The 17326-nt window shown below is 56.5% G+C and carries 14 protein-coding genes; 10 read left to right on the forward strand and 4 right to left on the reverse strand.

The features are described 5' to 3' along the window. The first annotated feature begins 162 nt into the window (after positions 1-162). Positions 163-450 (forward strand): hypothetical protein, encoded by a 288-nt coding sequence (locus tag O9H85_RS26805; RefSeq protein ID WP_269884476.1) that lies wholly within the window; start codon positions 163-165, stop codon positions 448-450. Positions 451-565: 115 nt separating this feature from the next. On the opposite strand, the gene O9H85_RS26810 is transcribed toward O9H85_RS26805, so the two are convergent. Together O9H85_RS26810 and O9H85_RS26815 are read right to left on the reverse strand one after the other, a co-directional pair. After that, entirely contained in the window at positions 566-1348 is a 783-nt protein-coding gene (locus O9H85_RS26810) for an arylamine N-acetyltransferase family protein (RefSeq protein ID WP_269884477.1), read from the reverse strand. Positions 1349-1572: 224 nt separating this feature from the next. Continuing rightward, positions 1573-3735 carry a HelD family protein gene (locus O9H85_RS26815; protein ID WP_269884478.1) on the reverse strand — a complete coding sequence of 721 codons (2163 nt, stop codon included), beginning with the start codon at positions 3733-3735 and terminating at the stop codon, positions 1573-1575. A 218-nt stretch (positions 3736-3953) separates the two neighbouring features. Between O9H85_RS26815 and O9H85_RS26820 the strand changes: the two genes are divergently transcribed. The 4 genes from O9H85_RS26820 (at position 3954) to O9H85_RS26835 (ending at position 10533) form a co-directional block, all read left to right on the forward strand. Then, positions 3954-5870, forward strand: a complete 1917-nt coding sequence (locus O9H85_RS26820) for an FAD-dependent oxidoreductase (protein WP_269884479.1) — start codon at positions 3954-3956, stop codon at positions 5868-5870. A gap of 232 nt (positions 5871-6102) precedes the next feature. Further along, on the forward strand, positions 6103-7488 hold the full coding sequence (fumC, locus tag O9H85_RS26825) for a class II fumarate hydratase (RefSeq protein WP_269884480.1): 1386 nt from the start codon (positions 6103-6105) through the stop codon (positions 7486-7488). A 210-nt stretch (positions 7489-7698) separates the two neighbouring features. Continuing rightward, complete coding sequence (locus tag O9H85_RS26830) at positions 7699-10071, forward strand: type IA DNA topoisomerase (RefSeq protein ID WP_269884481.1); 2373 nt, start codon at positions 7699-7701, stop codon at positions 10069-10071. Between the two features lie 54 nt (positions 10072-10125). Continuing rightward, the gene (locus O9H85_RS26835; protein ID WP_269884482.1) at positions 10126-10533 is read left to right on the forward strand and encodes a DUF4395 domain-containing protein; all 408 of its coding nucleotides are present in this window, start codon (positions 10126-10128) and stop codon (positions 10531-10533) included. Positions 10534-10654: 121 nt separating this feature from the next. Here O9H85_RS26835 and trhA read toward each other — a convergent pair whose 3' ends face one another. Next, the gene (gene trhA / locus O9H85_RS26840; protein ID WP_409348209.1) at positions 10655-11290 is read right to left on the reverse strand and encodes a PAQR family membrane homeostasis protein TrhA; all 636 of its coding nucleotides are present in this window, start codon (positions 11288-11290) and stop codon (positions 10655-10657) included. 117 nt (positions 11291-11407) lie between these two features. Beyond that, positions 11408-12745 carry an N-acyl-D-glucosamine 2-epimerase gene (locus tag O9H85_RS26845; protein WP_269884483.1) on the reverse strand — a complete coding sequence of 446 codons (1338 nt, stop codon included), beginning with the start codon at positions 12743-12745 and terminating at the stop codon, positions 11408-11410. 246 nt (positions 12746-12991) lie between these two features. On the opposite strand from O9H85_RS26845, the gene O9H85_RS26850 reads away from it, so the two are divergent. The 5 genes from O9H85_RS26850 (at position 12992) to O9H85_RS26870 (ending at position 17294) form a co-directional block, all read left to right on the forward strand. Continuing rightward, positions 12992-14068, forward strand: coding sequence for a CobW family GTP-binding protein (locus O9H85_RS26850; protein WP_269884484.1), 1077 nt, complete (start codon positions 12992-12994; stop codon positions 14066-14068). 59 nt (positions 14069-14127) lie between these two features. Then, on the forward strand, positions 14128-14583 hold the full coding sequence (locus O9H85_RS26855; protein WP_269884485.1) for a Fur family transcriptional regulator: 456 nt from the start codon (positions 14128-14130) through the stop codon (positions 14581-14583). Between the two features lie 452 nt (positions 14584-15035). Next, complete coding sequence (locus O9H85_RS26860) at positions 15036-15869, forward strand: alpha/beta hydrolase (RefSeq protein WP_269884486.1); 834 nt, start codon at positions 15036-15038, stop codon at positions 15867-15869. Positions 15870-15929: 60 nt separating this feature from the next. Further along, a complete protein-coding gene (locus O9H85_RS26865; RefSeq protein WP_269884487.1) occupies positions 15930-16127 on the forward strand; it encodes a YezD family protein in 198 nt (65 codons plus the stop codon). Positions 16128-16442: 315 nt separating this feature from the next. Continuing rightward, a complete protein-coding gene (locus O9H85_RS26870; protein ID WP_269884488.1) occupies positions 16443-17294 on the forward strand; it encodes a transporter substrate-binding domain-containing protein in 852 nt (283 codons plus the stop codon). The last annotated feature ends 32 nt before the right edge of the window (positions 17295-17326 follow it).

The following is a 17326-nucleotide window of genomic DNA, read 5'->3' on the forward strand; positions in this document are numbered from 1 at the left end:
CTTGATTCCTGTAATATTATAAGCTCTAAGGGCAGAACACTCAATGTCGAATATAGGGAGGCAGGGATTGGGACGCAGCATTGAGAATATAAATGTGAACGTACTCAAGTGTTTGCAATCGGACAATCGGACAATCGGACAAAGCGGACAGGAGGCTGGAAAATGAAAATAAAGTCTTTCTTGACAATGGCTTTGCTGCTCGCGGCCATGCTCTCTTTATCGGGCTGCGTGCCTGGGGACGGGGCCAGCAATGCGCAGCATCCCGCCGGATTTTTTTGGGGGATATGGCACGGCTGGATTGCTCCCGTTTCCTTGGTGATCGGCTTTTTCAAGCATCATATCCGGGTCTATGAAGTCCATAACATCGGATGGTGGTACGACTTGGGATATTACATCGCGATTATTAGCGGCTTCGGCGGCATTTCGCTGTTTCGCCGGGACAAACATTAGCGGACGGACCTGTTCAAGCATCTAATCGTGAAGGAGCCAACTCATGTTTACAAGATCAACGCCCCCGATAACGGATGAACAGGGGAACGAGCTGCCCGGCGGCGGCTGATGACGATTAAAGGCGAATGCCGAAGTAAGCGGCGAGCGACGCTTTGTATTCCTCCTCGGTTTCCGGGATAAACGAGCGGACGCCTTCTGCGGTAAAAAGCCTGAATTCCTTCCCGGCAACGGTATTCCGGCCTTCCCGGGTACGGATCGCAATCATCGGCTGGCTTACGAAGATGGAATCCGGGGCGTTCTCGCACCAGTAGGTAGCCATAATGAAATCCTTAGGCAGCTGCGGCTCCTCCGTGAACGAGTAAAGCCATTTCCACTCGTCCTTCTTTAATTCGCAGAGCACCCACCCGTAGTACGGATCTCTCTTCAACCGGTACGTTTCGTCTCCCTGCCGGTGAACAAGCCCTTCCTCCATCTTGATGGGCCGCCGGGGCACGATCCCTCCGACGCCGACATCGCATAAGTAGGAAGCATCGCCGGTCTCCACCTTTAATACCTGATGGCGTCTTTTGGGTGGAGGTGCGGGTTCGTCCCGCCAAAATCGGGCCATCAGATCGGTTACGGAATAGCCCAGCTCGCGCAGCAGCCAGCTGAAGAGGGCATTGAGCTCGAAGCAATAACCGCCTCGTCTCCGGGTCACGATCTTTTCCAGAAGGTCGTCGATTTCGAGCGATAGCGGTTTACGGTGAAGGATATCCAAATTCTCATAAGGCACGGTATGAAGATGGCATTCTTGAAGCTGCTCCAAAACGGCCGGACTGCACTCCAGCGGACCTTCATAACCGATACGTTCCAAATAAGCACGGACTTCGGGACTAACATCGCTTTGCTGTTTCCCCATAAGCTTCTTCACTCCTCCCATTTTTAACCATCATGTCAGTTGTGACCTTATTTTATCATACTCACGTTTGCATTAGACGAAAAAAAAGTCGACGGCCGGGTAAATGGCGTGCCGTGTAGGCGGCAGCGGAACATTCAGCGATATTGTAAACGCCGTCAGAGCCGCGCAGAAGCACGAATAGGGCTGTCCCGTGCCGTATAGACACGGGGCAGCCCTATTCGGGTTTAAAACGATTGGACGAATTCGCCCGTTATGCCCCCGATTAACGGGGACGGCTCGCTGCTGTAATAAAGCTTTAGCTCGTGAAGGGCGCGGGTACAGCCGACGTAGAGCAGCTTCGCGTCCTGCGGCGCGGCGGCGTAATTCACGGAGTCGACGTCGACGATGAGCGCCGTGTCGAACTCGAGCCCTTTGGCCATGTAAACCGGCAGTACCGATACGCCGCCTTCATACTGCTGCTGGCCCGGAATAATGAGATGAACCTCGCAGCCCGCCGCTTGGAGCCGCTCGTGCAGCTTGCGGCAGCGCTCCTCCGAGCGGGCTAGCACGGCCAAGGTCCCATTGCCGCCTTTGGCGCGGTGAGCGGCAATTTCCTCCGTCAGCTTGCGGATCAGACCGTCCTCATCCGTGTTCACCATCGCCACAGGCTCGCCGCTGCGGAATACCGGCACCGCAAGAGCGGGAGGCTCGGCGATGCCGGCCTTCAGCACTTCGTTCGCGAAGTAAATGATCTCCATCGTCGAGCGGTAGCTCCGATTGAGCGTGAAGTAGGCGCTCTGATCCTCCGGGAAGAGGGACAAAAACTCCTTCCAATCGATCACGCCTTGGTACGCGTGAATGCCTTGGGACAAGTCGCCAAGAATGGAGAACGACCCGTTCTTCGTATGAAGAGACAGCAGCGCTACCTGAAACGGCGAGAAATCCTGCGCTTCGTCGATCACGGTATGATCGAAGCGGAGATCGCCGTGAATGCCGATGAAGCGGCTGCGCAAGTAGAGCAGGGGAGCGAGGTCCTCGGGCTCGACTTTCTTTTTCTTCGCGAGAGCGGCGGTGGCGGTGCGAATCGGTTCCGGTACATACGCATGGGCTTCTTCCGTCAGCCAAGCCGGCCTGCTGTTGCTTTCCGCGAACAGTTCTTTGTAAAATGTAAAGGGTGAATAGGCGGTCCATGCCTTGGAATAGTCGCGCAGCTTGGCCGAGCCCTTCTTCTTGTACTCTTTCTTGAGATGGACCTCCCACACCTTGTCGAGCTCCATCTCCATCCAGCGCTTGATGCGCGCCAGGACGCGCTCGCGCCGTTTCATCAGCGGCTCGTGCTTATATTCGACCTCGTACCATTCACGAATCGTCCGCTGAGACAGTCTGGCGCGCTCCCATGGCGTAAAATCGGCTTGAGGCGCGGCTTGCGCTTCATAGGCATCGACAACGCGCCCGAGCCAATTCATGTATGTGACAGAGCCCTTGATACGACCCGGAGCCCGGTCGTCCATCACCGGGCTGTCCGCTGCATTGCCGAACCAGAAGAGCAGCCGCTCGGCCGCGTCCGTCAGCTTCACTTCATGCTCCAGCAGCTCGAGCGCCCAATCGGCGAACGTCGTTTGCTGAATATGGCCTACGCCGAGCTCCGGGAGCACACCGGATATGTAATCGAGGAACATGCGGTTCGGTGCGAAGATGATCATTTTTTCCGCATGCACCTGGTTCCTGTAGTGATACAGCAGATATGCGAGCCGGTGAAGGGCTACGGTCGTTTTGCCGCTGCCCGCGACGCCCTGGATAACGAGCGCGTTGTTCTTGCCCGCACGAATGATGGAATCCTGCTCGGCTTGGATGGTGGAAACGATGTCGCGCAGCCGGTTGTCCTTGTTCTCGCCGAGGCGGTACAGCAGGAACTCGTCGGTGACGGCCATCGCATCGCCGCTGCGGTCGAACGTGTCGACGACGCGCTGAAGCAGCTGCTTGCGGATGACGAGGTTTCGTTTCAAGTAAACGAGCCCATCGATCGTCCCGTCGGGAGATTCATAAGCCGCTTTGTCCGTTCCGCCGGTGAAGGAGTAGAACAGGCTCGCCACCGGGGCGCGCCAGTCGACGACGAGCAGCTCGGGCGAATCGGCACGTTCGACGCCGAACTTTCCTATATATAACGGAGTGGGCTCCGGCTTGCCTTCCTCCTGGAAATCCAGCCTGCCGAAGTATGGCTCGGGTCCGGCTTGCGCCAAGCTGTGCCGTTTGTTCTCGCGAATCGATTCCAATACCTGCTCGGTCAGATCGGGACCGGTATAAGGCGGGATGGCCCGGAGCTCCGCCAGATGGCGGTCCATTTCTTCAATAGTGAGCTCCAGACGGGCCAATTCTTCTTGATAAGCGTTCTGCAGACCAGATTCCAAGGGGGATACCTCCGTTTCGTAGTTACATAAAGTTTAGGCTCAAAGGAGATTTAATATATCATAACAGGGCCGCCGCTTCAAGGGAGTAATTTTTTTGAAACAAAGAGGGCCAATCCTCGTATAGGATAAGGCTGGAATCGTTTGCCCCGGAAAGACCGGTCGATCCGGGAAACATTAGTCGAAGCGCGGACAAGCGCACGGAATATGGGAGTGAAATCATGCATTTACGGAAGCAATGGATTTGGGGAATCATCGTGCTGCTCGTGCTGGCGGCCGCCGGAGCGGGCGGCTGGTATTGGTGGATGAAGAACGGAGCGCGCGGGACGGCAAAGCCGCAGGCGCTGATACCCGTCAAATCGGCGGCATCGATTAAGGATAGCTATGACGTGATCGTAGCTGGCACCGATCCCGAAGGCATAAGCGCGGCCATCTCCGCGGCGCGGAACGGGCAGAAGGTGCTGCTCGTGGATGGACGGGGCCGGGAAATTCTCGGAGGGCTCATGACGCTCGGCTGGCTGAATACGATCGACCTGAACTATGCGCCGGAGCAGCCGGTCATTCCCGGAAAGCATAATTTTTTGGATAAGGGTATTTTTCAGGAATGGTACGAGCGGGTAGAAGGAACGTCCTTCGATACGACGACGGCGGCCAACGTCTTCTATGACATGGTGCGCAAAGAGCCGAACATCGACCTGCTCATGAAGGTGAAAGAGATGAAGCCGTCCGTGGAGCCGGGTACGCCTGCGAATAAGGTAACCGGACTCGATATCGTGAAGGAAGACGGCACCAAGATCGCGGTCAAGGCGAAGGCGGTCATCGACGCCACACAGGATGCCGATATTGCGGCGGCGGCGGGCGCGCCTTTTACCTGGGGACGGGAAGACATCGGCGATCCGAAATCGCAGATGGCCGTTACGCTAGTCATGAAGCTGAGCGGCGTCACGCCGCAGGTGTGGCAGTCGTTCGGCAAGCACAAGAATACGCAGAGTGATGCGACAAGCACATGGGGCTTCCCCGAGATGAAGGAATACAAGTCGACGAATCCGGAGCGGGTGCGCATGCGCGGTCTCAACATCGGTCGTCAGAATGATAACACAATCCTGATCAATGCAATGCAGATTTTCGGAGTCGATCCGTTGAACCCGCAGTCCGTGAAGGAAGGGATCGAGATCGGGAAGAAGGAAGCTCCGCATGTCGTGGAATACATGAAGCAGCACTTCCCCGAGTTCAAAAATTTGGAGCTCGTCGGCACGGCGCCGGAGCTCTATGTGCGGGAGACGCGGCATCTGATCGGCGAATACCGCCTGACGATGGCGGATTTGATGGACAACCGCGATTTCCCGGATGCGATTGCTTACGGCTCCTATGAGGTCGACATCCAAAGCACGAACTATAAAGATCCGGGCGCGGTCATGATGAAGCCGATTCAATACGGTGTACCGTTCCGGACGCTCGTGCCGCAGAAGGTGGACGGGCTGCTCGTGGTCGGGCGGGCTGCCAGCTTCGATTCGCTGCCGCACGGCAGCGCGCGGGTCATTCCGCTCGGCATGGCTACGGGACAAGCGGCCGGCGCTGCGGCGAAGCTGGCTGCGGACAAAGGCATCACGTTCCGCCAGCTGTCGCAATCGAGCGAGGATATCGCTGCGCTGCGGGAGAAGCTCGTCCAGCAGAAGATGGAGCTGAAGATGTATAAGTTCGACGCGCCCGAGTATACGAAGCATAAGGCGTACCCCGGTCTCAAGGCTGCGGTCGGCATGTTCCTTACGGTCGGCGGGTACAACAACAAGGATTGGGAAGTCGACGGCGCCTCCAACGCGCAGCGGTTCGTCTATAACATGGCGGGAATCCGCAAAATCAAGCCGGCCGTATTCCCGGGAGATCCTTCGGCCGCGCTGGTCGGCATGGCTGATCCCGCCAAGCAGGCGCTGACGCTGAATCAGGCGGCGCTGACGATCGGTACGGCGATCGGACTGAAGCCTCCGCAGCAGAAAACGGCGGAGGAGCTGAAGGCGAGGGGCTGGCTGACGCAGGAGACGCTGTCCAAGATTGCGGATCCGAACAAGCTGACTAACGGCGAAGCGTTCCTCCTGCTCCGGGACGTTGCAAAGAATTACGCCCAGATGAATATCGAATAGCTTAACCACGCACCTGTCTGGCCCTCTTCGGGCCGGACGGGTGTATTCTTTGTTGATAAGAATTTATAAGTTTTCGTAACTTATAGCTTCGCATCAACCTTGGTAAACGCGCTGGTCCTTGTAAGACAAGGTCGGCGTATCCGTATCCTGGTGTTAACCGTTTCCTGAATAGGGTAAAATGGGTATAGGGTATGATGATCACCGCTTCCGCGGGAAAAGGAGGAGCTTCACAATGGAATACCGGATCGAGAAGGATACGATGGGCGAGATTCAGGTGCCCGCACACCGCTTGTGGGGAGCGCAGACGCAGCGGAGCAGCGAAAACTTCCGCATCGGGACCGAGCGCATGCCGCTCGGGCTCGTTCGCGCCATGGCGGTGCTGAAGCTCTCGGCCGCTCAAGCCAATCTGAAGCTGGGCGTGCTGGACAAGGAGAAGGCTGAAGCGATTACGGGCGCGGCGAGCGAGGTATGGGAAGGACGCTGGGACGACGAATTTCCGCTCGTGGTGTGGCAGACGGGCAGCGGCACACAATCGAACATGAACGTCAACGAGGTGGTAGCGCACCGGGCCAACCAGCTGCTGGAGTCCAAGGGAAGCAGCGTCAAGATCCATCCGAACGATGACGTCAACCGGTCCCAGAGCTCGAACGATACGTTCCCGACCGCGATGCATATCGCCGCCGTTCTGGCCGTCGAGGAGAAGTTGCTGCCGTCGCTGCAGAGGCTGAAGGCCACGCTCGAGCAAAAGTCGCAAGAATTCATGGACATCGTCAAAATCGGCCGCACCCATCTTCAGGATGCGACGCCGCTTACGCTCGGCCAAGAAATAAGCGGCTGGCATGCAATGCTGACGCAGACGGAACGGATGATTCGCGCCGGCTCCGAGGCGATGCGGGAGCTGGCGATCGGCGGCACCGCCGTCGGTACGGGCCTGAATGCGCACCCCAAGTTCGGCGAAACCGTTGCTCAGGAAATCAGCCTCGCCACAGGGCAAACGTTCACTTCCGCAGTCAACAAATTCCACGCGCTTACAAGCCACGATCAGCTGGTGTACGCGCATGGTGCGCTCAAGGCGCTGGCGGCGAATATGATGAAGATCGCTAACGACGTCCGCTGGCTCGCGAGCGGCCCGCGCTGCGGGATCGGCGAAATTTCGATTCCCGAGAACGAGCCGGGCAGCTCGATCATGCCGGGGAAGGTGAACCCGACGCAAAGCGAAGCGGTCACCATGGTCGCCTGCCAGGTGATGGGCAACGACGCAGTCATCGGTTTTGCCGCAAGCCAAGGCAACTTCGAGCTCAACGTGTTCAAGCCGGTCATCATCCACAATTTCCTGCAGTCGGTCCGGCTGCTGTCCGATGCGATGGATTCGTTCAACGAGCACTGCGCGGTAGGCATTGAGCCGAACCGGGATACGATCAAGCGGTACTTGGATGAGTCCTTGATGCTTGTCACGGCGCTGAATCCGCATATCGGCTACGAGAAGGCGGCTTCCATCGCCAAGACCGCCCATAAGAACGGGCTGACGCTCAAAGCGGCCGCGGTTCAAAGCGGCTACCTCACGGAGGCGCAGTTTGACGAATGGGTTCGCCCCGAGAACATGATACATCCGAAGTAAGCGGCAGGCGCCTCGGTGGGATGGAAGATTTTGTCCTCGCACGAGGCGCCCTTGTGTTAATATAGAAGAGTGTTTACAATGAGAGGCTGGACAAGAGTACGGAAATGCAGGATCGGCTGAACCGGGACGGACCGGTGACCTAACGCCATCCGGCTCCTGTGGGGAAGGTCCATAGTCTCAAATAGTAAGGCAGCAGGAGAGGAAGAAGCCATGAAAACGCTCATTATCGCGGAAAAACCGGACATGGGGCGCAACATCGCGGCGGCGATCGACCCGAAAGCGAAAAATCAGCGGACTTACATCGAAGGGGAACAATACATCATCACTTGGGCGATCGGCCATTTGATCGGCCTTGCGGAGCCCGACGCGTATGATGATCGATATAAGAAATGGAATTTGGGCGATTTGCCCATCGTGCCCGAGCAGTTCAAGCTGGTCCCGAATCCGCGGACGAAGGATCAGCTGAAGGTGATTGCGGAGCTGGCGAAGCGCAGCTCGGAGCTGATCAACGCATGCGACGCCGGGCGGGAAGGGCAGCATATTTTCTCGCTAATTCAGCGGCACCTTAAGCTGGGGCAGCCCGTGAAGCGGCTGTGGATCTCGGACCTCACGCCCGAAACGATTCGCAAAGGGTTCGCCGAGCTGAAGGAAGGCTCGGAATTCGATAATTTGACTCGGGCGGCCAAAGCCCGCAGCGAAGCCGATTGGCTGATCGGCATGAACGGGTCGCGTGCTTTTACGACAAAGCATAACGAGCTGCTGTCCGTAGGCCGGGTGCAGACGCCGGTGCTCGCCCTGTTGTACGACCGGCAAAAGGAGATCGAGGCGTTTACCTCGAACAAATATTTTGAAGTGGAGGCCTGGTTCACCCAGGGCGAAACGCGGTATCGCGGCATGTGGCAGGGCGAGAAGCTGACCGATGGGGACAAGGCGGTGGCGCTGGCCGCGAAGGTGAAGGACAAACCGGGACGGATTGCGGAGTACGAGGTGAAGGATACGAAGGAGTATCCGTTCAAGCTGTACGATCTGACGCTGCTGCAGCGGGAGGCGAACGCCAAGTTCGGCTTCTCGGCGAAGAAGACGCTGGACCTTGCGCAGGCGCTGTACGAGAAGCATAAGGTGATCAGCTACCCGCGGACGAACTCCAACTATGTGAACGAGCAGAACATTCCCGAGATGCACCGTGCGCTGGACCAGCTGGGCAAAACCGAATATAAGGCGTTCGTCGAGCAGGCGGACAAGCGGCTGGTGCATAAAAATAATAAAGCGGTGTGCAATCCGGCCAAGGTCGAGGATCACCATGCAATTCTGCCGACCCATAAGATCGCTTCGGGACTGCCTCCTGATGAACAGAAGCTGTACGATTTAATCGTCCGGCGGTTCTTGTCCCACTTCTACCCCGCTGCGGCTTACAAGGTGCATTCGATCGTGACCTCCTGCGAAGAGGAATCGTTCAAGAGCAGCGTCAAGCAGCTCCTGTCGCCGGGCTGGAAGGTGCTGTACACCGATGCGAAAAAGGAGAAGTCCGCGCGCGGGCGCGGCAAGGCGGATAAGGAAAAGGACGCGCAGGACGGCGACGAGCCGGCGGAGGAGGAAATCTCCACCCCGTTCTCTCTAAACCCGCAGGAGGGCGTGCATTGCGCCGACAGCGCGGCGAAGGAGAAGGAGACGCAGCCGCCGAAGGCGTACACCGAAGGAACGCTGCTGAAGGCAATGGAGAGCGCGGGCAAGCAGATCGAGGACGAGGAGCTTCGCGACGCGATGAAGGATTCGGGCCTCGGCACTCCCGCGACCCGGGCTTCGGTCATCGAGCGGCTGAAGCAGGTCGGCTACGTGACGATGCAGGGCAAGCGGATCGCGATCACACAAAAGGGCCGGACGGCCGTGGAGCTGATCCGCGGAGCGGGCGTCGAGCTGCTGACCTCGCCGGAGATGACCGGCCACTGGGAACGGCGCCTGAACGAGATCGCGCGCGGGGCCGCTTCGGACGAGACGTTCATGCTGAACGTCAAGAAATTTGCCGCCCTGATCGTCGAGAAGGTGCGGCGGCAGGCGCGCGCGTCCAAAACGGCCTTCGAGGGCGAGGAGCCCTCGAAGGCCGCGGGCGGACGCAAGCGCGGAGGCGCGAGTGCCGGCGAGCGCAAGGGCGCAGCCGCCGAAGGCGGCGCCAAGCCGCGCAGCCGGCGTAAGGCGGCGGGCGAGGCGCAGGGCGAGGGCGGCGGTGCGCCGGCCGCAGCGGCAGCCGCTGCGCTGCGCGAGCCCGCGCCTGCGCCGGAGGCAGCGCGGCCCGCGGCGGCGGTGCCGCTGGCGCCGTGCCCGCGCGAGGGCTGCCGCGGGCGCATCATCGCCGGCAAGCGCGGCTACGGCTGCAGCGAGTACAAAGCCGGCTGCGGCTTTGTGATCTGGAAGATCAGCTTCGGTGCGACGCTGACCGAAACGGCGCTTCGCTACCTGCTGCAGCATGGACGAACGGCACTGATGCGGCTGCAGGACACGGAAGGACGTCCGATCGAAGGCCGCTTGGTTCTGCAGGATAAAAACACCGGCAAGCTCGCATTGGAAACTGCGGCCGCATCATCCTAATGCTCTTATAACAACTGATCAAGAATCCTAATTGAAAGGAGTTGGAGCATCCGTATGAAAGAAATCCCATTGCCCTATGTGCGCACGAACCAAGCTGGGATCGTTCTGCTGGTGCTGCTGGCCATCCTGCTGCAGCAGCCTGTTCTGATCGTCGTGCTGTGGGCGATTCAAGTCATTAACTTGTGGCAGGGCGTCCGATCCAACGTATTCGTCATGTTGGCGGCTCCGTTTCTGAGAAGCAAGCTGGCAGGCGCCCCTACCGAATCGCGGGAGCTGCAGCGCTTCAACAATTCGATCGCGGTCATTCTGCTGACGTTATCGATTCTATTCTTCTGGCTGAATGCCGGCAGCATCGCGGGGTATATCTTCGCCGGACTGGTCGGCGCGGCGGCGCTCATGGCCATCTGCGGCTACTGCATCGGCTGCACGCTGTATTATCAATTCAAACGGCTTCGCCGTTAAGCTCCTACCGGAGCTTGGCGGCTTTGGCCGCTTTTTTTTGGGGAGAAACGAAAAAGAACGCCTTCCCGCGGATCTTGCGATCTTTTGCGGAAAAGCGCTCTAACCGATAAGTCATGGCGGGCTAACGGGGCAGAACGTACCTGTACACGGCGATGAAATGACAGATGCTTCCTGACAGCACAAACGTGTGCCAGATGGCGTGATGGTACGGAATTTTGCGCCACAAATAGAAGATCGTGCCGAACGTATAGAGGAGGCCTCCGGCCACCAGCCAGTCGATGCCTAGGGCGGGCAGCTGCTGCTTCAGCGGCTGGAAGGCGAAAATGATCATCCAGCCCATGGCTATGTAGAACAGAGTGGATAGCACGTTAAAGCGTTTGACGAAGAACAGCTTGAAGATGACGCCGATTAAGGCAAGTCCCCACACGACGCCGAACAGGCTCCAACCGAGCGGCCCTCGGAGGGTGACGAGGAGAAACGGCGTATACGTGCCGGCAATGAGCAGGTAAATGGCCGAGTGGTCCATAATCTCGAACAGATCGATCCATTTCGGCTGACGTGCGCTGTGAAGCAGGGTAGAGCAGACATAGAGCAAGATCAGGGTAACGCCGAAAATCGTAAAGCTGACGATGTGCCAAACGTTGCCGTTCTTCAGCGAATGCATCAGCAGCAGCGCGAGTGCGGCGGCGCTCAGCACGGCGCCGATGCCGTGGGAGATCGCGTTCGCGCGTTCTTCCTTCCATGATGTGGCGGTCAATCCAATTCACTCCTGTCGGCGGTGATGACAGCTAGTTTTCCCCATGAGTTTCATTTCATGTATCCGGAAAATGACGCTGATCTCATTGTACACGTTCCCGGCAGAAATGACCAATGTTCAAAGTGCCGCCGGAACCGTCACCGAGCTGCCCGGCGGCGATTCGTTGTAGGGTTCCTTCGGAAGGAGCCGGCGGTCCGGCGTATCTCGGATGCCGTGCACCTGAACATGAAACGACTCGGGCGGAAAGCCCGGTTTCCCGTCCGTACGGAGCGTAACTTGGTTCCCGTCGATCTTTTCCACGGTTAATGCCAACGCCAATCGCTCGTCTCTCGCGAAGCAAGTGTAACGTTCGGCAGCGGCCGCCGTCGCTTCATCCACCCGCTTGCTGAAGTCCAGCCGGATCCGGTCGGAACCGATCCGGCATGCCGCTAAGGGGACTGGGGGCTCGGTGTACATGGTTAAGCCGATATGGTATTCGTAAGCGGTCCACATGCTGTATCCCAACCGGCCGGCTTCTGCGGCAAACTCCGTCAGCCAGCCCCGGCTTCTCCGCATATTCCGCAGCGATCCGATATCGGTCTGCAGCCCGAGCGGGAGCGAAGGGTGGGAAGCGCGAATCTGTTCCACGAAGGAGGCATACGCCTTGGCGTAATCCGCCGGAAGCTTCCCACGCATCCAGTCCGGCCAATGGGTCTGGATGATGTGCAGGTCCGGCCGCACCCTGCGGATCATTTCGGGCGCGTCGAAGCCCTGCTCCTCCCTCACCCGACTGACGGCATTACGGGCATCCACCGCGACGGACCAGGTTGCCACGCGCAGCCGCGGGTTCGCTTCCCGGGCCCCTCCGGCCCCATTGAGAAGCTCGTGCAAGAAGCCGTTCACCGTCTGCACGCGGAATTCCACCCACAGCATATACCTAGCGATGTCCTTCTTATAGTAATAAGGTGATGTCCGGTATTTGAATTCGGGCATTTCGCCGCCGCTGAATTTCTTGAACGCCGCCCGGGCGAGCGGTCCGACGTCCCCATATACACCGCTGCTAAGGCCGTTCCATTCGGGAAAATACGATTCGGCGATCTCGATGCCATCGAACGGAACCGTTCGGACGATCTGTGCCAGCGCCGCTTTCTTCCATGCGACGTAGCGGGAGCTGAAGGGGGACAGGCGGGTGAAGCCGTCATTGACGGGCTTGAGTAATGTCATCTGCCATGAGGGCCAATCGGGAGGAAGATGGTTCGTGCTGTAATATCCGTTGCCGAGCACCATGCCCCATACTTCAAGCCCGCGGTCCTTCATAGCCTCGACCAAACGGCGATTGACCCGGGTTTCATCGGTGACGAAATAACGGACCGTCCGGTATCCCGCCAGCTCCAGCTCAGCAGCTACGCTTTCCGGCGAGCGGTCCAGGTAGTAGCTGAAGGTCGGATCGAATTGAATCGTCGGCTCTGCTTTCATTGAAAAGCCCTCCTGTAGAAGCTTTTAAAGTCTACTATTAGTTTATTGTACCAGAAGAGGAAGACATTCGCTTTTTTGAACGCTTTGCTGCGTAAACCGAAGGTCTGGCTGCTTAGAAGAACTCCGATAAGCAGTCTTTTTTATTTAGTAGTAATTATTACAGTTAATTGACATCGGTACGGCAGGGGGGTACAATTTAATGTACGGCCATCGGCCGATAGAGAACGAGTGGGAGCGGTGGAAAAGATGAAATCGGCGGTTCCGGTTCACATTTTATCGGGCTTCCTGGGCAGCGGCAAGACAACCTTGCTTACCCGGGCCCTGGATTACTATAAAGCAAAAGACGAAAGGCCGGCCGTGCTGATGAATGAGCTGGGTGACGTCAACCTGGACGGAATGCTCGTCGGAGACGAGGTGCCGATGACGGAAATGCTCAGTGGCTGCATATGCTGCACAATCCGCGGCGATCTCGGCATGGAGCTCAAGGAGCTGGTCGATGAGCATCGGCCCGATGTGATCTTCGTCGAATGCACCGGCGCAGCGAATCCGATCGAAATCTTGGACGGCGTGACGGATGCTTCGCTCCTGACGCTCCTGGAGCTGCGGTCCGTTATTACCGTGGTCGATGCCGCCCATCTGCTGGAGAGAGCCTCGAACCCGAAAGGGAAGACGTACCGGCTGATGAAGGATCAAATCCGCTGCGCAACCGTCATACTGCTGAACAAGAGTGATTTGGTAAAGCCGGAGGAGCTGGAGGGTTTGGAGAGGTCCATCCGGGAACTGAATGCCGTCGCCCCCATCCACGTTACCGTCCGCTGCGAAATCGACTATACGATGTTCGACCGGCTCGATGCTACGGGCTCGGCGCCTGCTGCAGCTCCCGCCATTCGGGCCTGCGGCTGCGGGGAGTCGGCTTCTTCGCACGCAGCAGACTGCGATCATTCCCATGCGCATGCGGACCATTCCGCTGAAGGCGGGGAGCATGATCATGGTCACGAGCATGCCCATGAGGACGCCGCCATGCACCACAGCCACGAGCATGTCATGGTGCATACGCATTATTTCCAAGGGCCGATCGACAGCGAGCGCTTCGAGGAACTGATCGGCCGGCTGCCCCGCGAAGTATACCGCGCCAAGGGCATCCTTCGCTTCAAGGACACCGGAGCGAGTACGTTCATGTTTCAATACGCGTACCGCGAGGCCGATTTTATGAAAATCAACCCGCAAGCCGATGTCCCGAACGTCGCCGTGTTCATCGGCGAGCACTTCGACAAGCACATGCTGGCGTCGTCGCTGCAGGAGCTTGAGCGCGAGCCGTCTTGACTTTGACCGAGGAAATCCGGCATTATTAATTCAACAGAAGAACAAGAGAAGAGGATCTTATGGCGAAAAACGAGCATGAGCATAACGTGGAGGAGACCATCCAGGAAATTATATCCGCGATGTCATCCAAAGGTTGGCGCATTACCGACCAGCGCAAAAGCTTGGCGACGCTGTTTGCCGAATCCAGCGGTTACTTGTCCCCCAAAGACGTGTACGAATATATGCGGCAGCAGTATCCGGGCGTCAGCTTCGACACGGTTTACCGCAATCTGCGGCTGCTGAGCGATATGGGCGTGCTGGAGCAAATTTATTTGAACGACGGGTTGAAATTCCGCGCCCGCTGCCGGACTCATCATCATCATCATTTGATTTGTCTGCAATGCGAGAAGACTGTACCATTCGAGTTCTGTCCGATGAAAGCTTTGCCGGAATGCCCTTCGGATTTCGAAATCGTCAACCACCGGTTCGAGGTATTCGGGTATTGCAAGGATTGCGCTCCGAACCATCCTCACTAACTGCACAGCTTTGAACAGTGGAGGGTCCGCCTATGGCGGGCCCTCTTTGTGTAATTTAATTCCGATCAATATGTTCGGAATAACCTCCTCATTTTTTATGGAAAAACCGATTGACACCGGCTAGACCTCAATGCTAATATACGAAATATATAACATAGTAAAACAATCGGAATAATAATTATATGTCGCCAGACTACCGGAGCACGCAGCAAAGAGACGGTAAGCTATGTTTAATCTACAAGACGCTGCATAGCGCATATTTTCCTTATCTCATCTAACGAAGGACGGTCGGTTCATCTGCCCGAGCTCCATTCCGGAGATGAGGTACTTGTCCTCATCTTCCGCATTTACTTATTCAATGATACAGAGCATCTGACGCTGGAGAACGGATTGAAGTTCGACCCGCTTCCGGTTCATATTTAACCTTAAGATGAAGAAGGAGGAGAGTTGATATGGAGCATCACATTACGATACGAAGCGGTAGAGAAGAGCTGGCGGCAACTCTTCATTATCCCGAAAGCGGGGGAGAAGTCACGGCACTCGCTTCGGGAGAACGTTACCCGATCGTGATTATCGCCCACGGCTTTCTCGGCACCCGCATCGGAGTGGACCGCCTATTCGTTAGAGCGGCCCGTGACCTCAGCCGCCATGGCTATATGGCGCTGCGGTTCGATTATGCAGGCTGCGGGGAAAGCACGGAGGATTACGGCTCCGGCGGTCTCGATTCCTTAATCGACCAGACGCGGCATGTGATCGATTATGCGCTGGATATCGACTGCGTGGATGCGCAGCGGCTCATTCTGCTGGGGCATAGTCTCGGAGGCGCCGTAGCAGTGCTTACCGCAGCCCGCGACAAGCGTGTCAAGACGCTGGTGATGTGGGCTTCCGTAGCCTATCCGTTTAACGATATCGTCCATATTACAGGCAAGAAAGTATATGAGGATGCCGTTCAATTCGGTTCCTCAGATTATTTAGGCGATTCGTTTCAGCCGGTCTTCTTCGAGTCTTTGGCGAAACATCAGCCGTTCGAGCAGCTTCGGAAATTTACCGGGGACGTCCTGCTGATCCACGGAACAAGCGATGAAGTGATTCCGGCGGATTATTGCTTCTTGTATCAGAAGCTGTTCTGGCTAAGGCCGCAGGGAAGCTGCGATAAAGAAGTGTTATTCCAGGCGGACCATACGTTCTCCTCCGCTCAGGCGAAAGAGCAGGTTATCAGCCACACGCGCAATTGGCTGCTGCAGCTGGAGCGCAGCAAGAGGGAATGGAACGATTGGACGATCTGATTCGTTTACTCGAGCCTTGCGTACGGATCAATAGTTAAATAAGATATCGGAGGGATAGTGATGGCGAAGCCTCTGGATGTGGATGAGCTTTGGATCAAACGGATTATTCAAAGCGTAAACGGATTGGAGTTCGGCACGGTGCAAATCGTTGTGCATGACGGCCGTATCGTTCAAATCGAACGAACGGAGCGCAAGCGGTTCGAGCAGGATTCGGCCGGACCCCGCCATTTGGCTGAAGCCAAGCCGAACAAAAGATAAGAAGGACCGAAGATTTCGGCAGGGCCGCCGGAGACTTCTTGAGAGGTGCGCCAATGAAGCGCAGGCGTTCGGGAAGTCTTTTTGCTTCCAGAGACGAGCCCTGCCAAACCATACGGAAGTTCCTTGGGTGTTTCACTTAAGGAATTTCCGTTTATTTGTTTATAAAAATACGGACGGGATGGATGAATATGGTAAATAATATAACATTGTCTCCAGAAACATAATTGGATTGTCACATTAGTTAACCTAATCTTATTGTCAAAGCCCATGACCTATTATATAATGTGAAAGTTAATCAGAAAGGAGAATTGACCTGTGACCAAAAATAAGATCATCGTCATGATGTTTTTGTGTCTTGCTCTGATCGTTGCGGGCTGCGGAACGAAGACTGCGCCACAAGCACAAGCGCCTGCGGCCGGGGGCGAACAGAAGCCTGCCGATACGCAGAAAGGCACGAAATTGGACCAAATTAAGAAGGTGGGAAAAATCGTTGTCGGTACGAGCGCCGATTACCCTCCTTATGAATTCCACAAGGAAATCAATAAGAAGGACGAAATTGTCGGCTTCGATATTGAAATCGCCAAAGCGCTTGCGAAGGACTTGGGCGTTCAATTGGAAATCAAAGATATGAAATTCGACGGACTGCTTGCAGCGCTGGATTCCGGGAATGTAGACTTCGTTATCTCCGGGATGACTCCGACGCCTGAACGTCAGAAGAGCGTTGATTTTACCAAAATTTACTATACAGCGGTTCAGAAAGTCGTTGTGCGCGCGGAAGACAAAGATAAAATCAAGTCGATCGACGACCTGAAAGGGAAGAAGGTCGGGGCGCAGAAGGGCGCAACGCAAGAAAAAATCGTGCAAGAGCAAATGCCGCAATCCGAGCTCAAAGCCATCTTTAAAATTTCCGATTTGATGCTGGAGCTGAAAAATAAAAAGGTAGATGCTCTGGTTGTGGAGCAGCCGGTGGCGGGCGCGTACCTGTCCAAGAATAAAGACCTTGTCGTTTCCGATATCGCGCTGAAAACCGAAGACAGCGGATCCGCTATCGCAGTGAAGAAGGGAAGTCCTGAGCTTGTCGATGCGATGAATAAAACCCTCGATAAGCTGATGACCGACAAGACGATCGATAAACTTGTAACAGAAGCCAACGATCAAGTAGAATAGTTCTAAACTGGGAATACTTGAACAAAAACCTG

The sequence above is a fragment of the Paenibacillus gyeongsangnamensis genome (assembly GCF_027533625.1).
Classification (GTDB): Bacteria; Bacillota; Bacilli; order Paenibacillales; family NBRC-103111; genus Paenibacillus_G; species Paenibacillus_G gyeongsangnamensis.

What these genes read in the sequence shown, in the direction of transcription:
- O9H85_RS26805 (WP_269884476.1), top strand. Translation starts at nt 163, where the DNA reads ATGAAAATAAAGTCTTTCTTGACAATGGCTTTGCTGCTCGCGGCCATG.
- O9H85_RS26810 (WP_269884477.1), bottom strand. Translation starts at nt 1,348, where the DNA reads ATGGGGAAACAGCAAAGCGATGTTAGTCCCGAAGTCCGTGCTTATTTG.
- O9H85_RS26820 (WP_269884479.1), top strand. Translation starts at nt 3,954, where the DNA reads ATGCATTTACGGAAGCAATGGATTTGGGGAATCATCGTGCTGCTCGTG.
- fumC (WP_269884480.1), top strand. Translation starts at nt 6,103, where the DNA reads ATGGAATACCGGATCGAGAAGGATACGATGGGCGAGATTCAGGTGCCC.
- O9H85_RS26830 (WP_269884481.1), top strand. Translation starts at nt 7,699, where the DNA reads ATGAAAACGCTCATTATCGCGGAAAAACCGGACATGGGGCGCAACATC.
- O9H85_RS26835 (WP_269884482.1), top strand. Translation starts at nt 10,126, where the DNA reads ATGAAAGAAATCCCATTGCCCTATGTGCGCACGAACCAAGCTGGGATC.
- O9H85_RS26845 (WP_269884483.1), bottom strand. Translation starts at nt 12,745, where the DNA reads ATGAAAGCAGAGCCGACGATTCAATTCGATCCGACCTTCAGCTACTAC.
- O9H85_RS26850 (WP_269884484.1), top strand. Translation starts at nt 12,992, where the DNA reads ATGAAATCGGCGGTTCCGGTTCACATTTTATCGGGCTTCCTGGGCAGC.
- O9H85_RS26855 (WP_269884485.1), top strand. Translation starts at nt 14,128, where the DNA reads ATGGCGAAAAACGAGCATGAGCATAACGTGGAGGAGACCATCCAGGAA.
- O9H85_RS26860 (WP_269884486.1), top strand. Translation starts at nt 15,036, where the DNA reads ATGGAGCATCACATTACGATACGAAGCGGTAGAGAAGAGCTGGCGGCA.
- O9H85_RS26865 (WP_269884487.1), top strand. Translation starts at nt 15,930, where the DNA reads ATGGCGAAGCCTCTGGATGTGGATGAGCTTTGGATCAAACGGATTATT.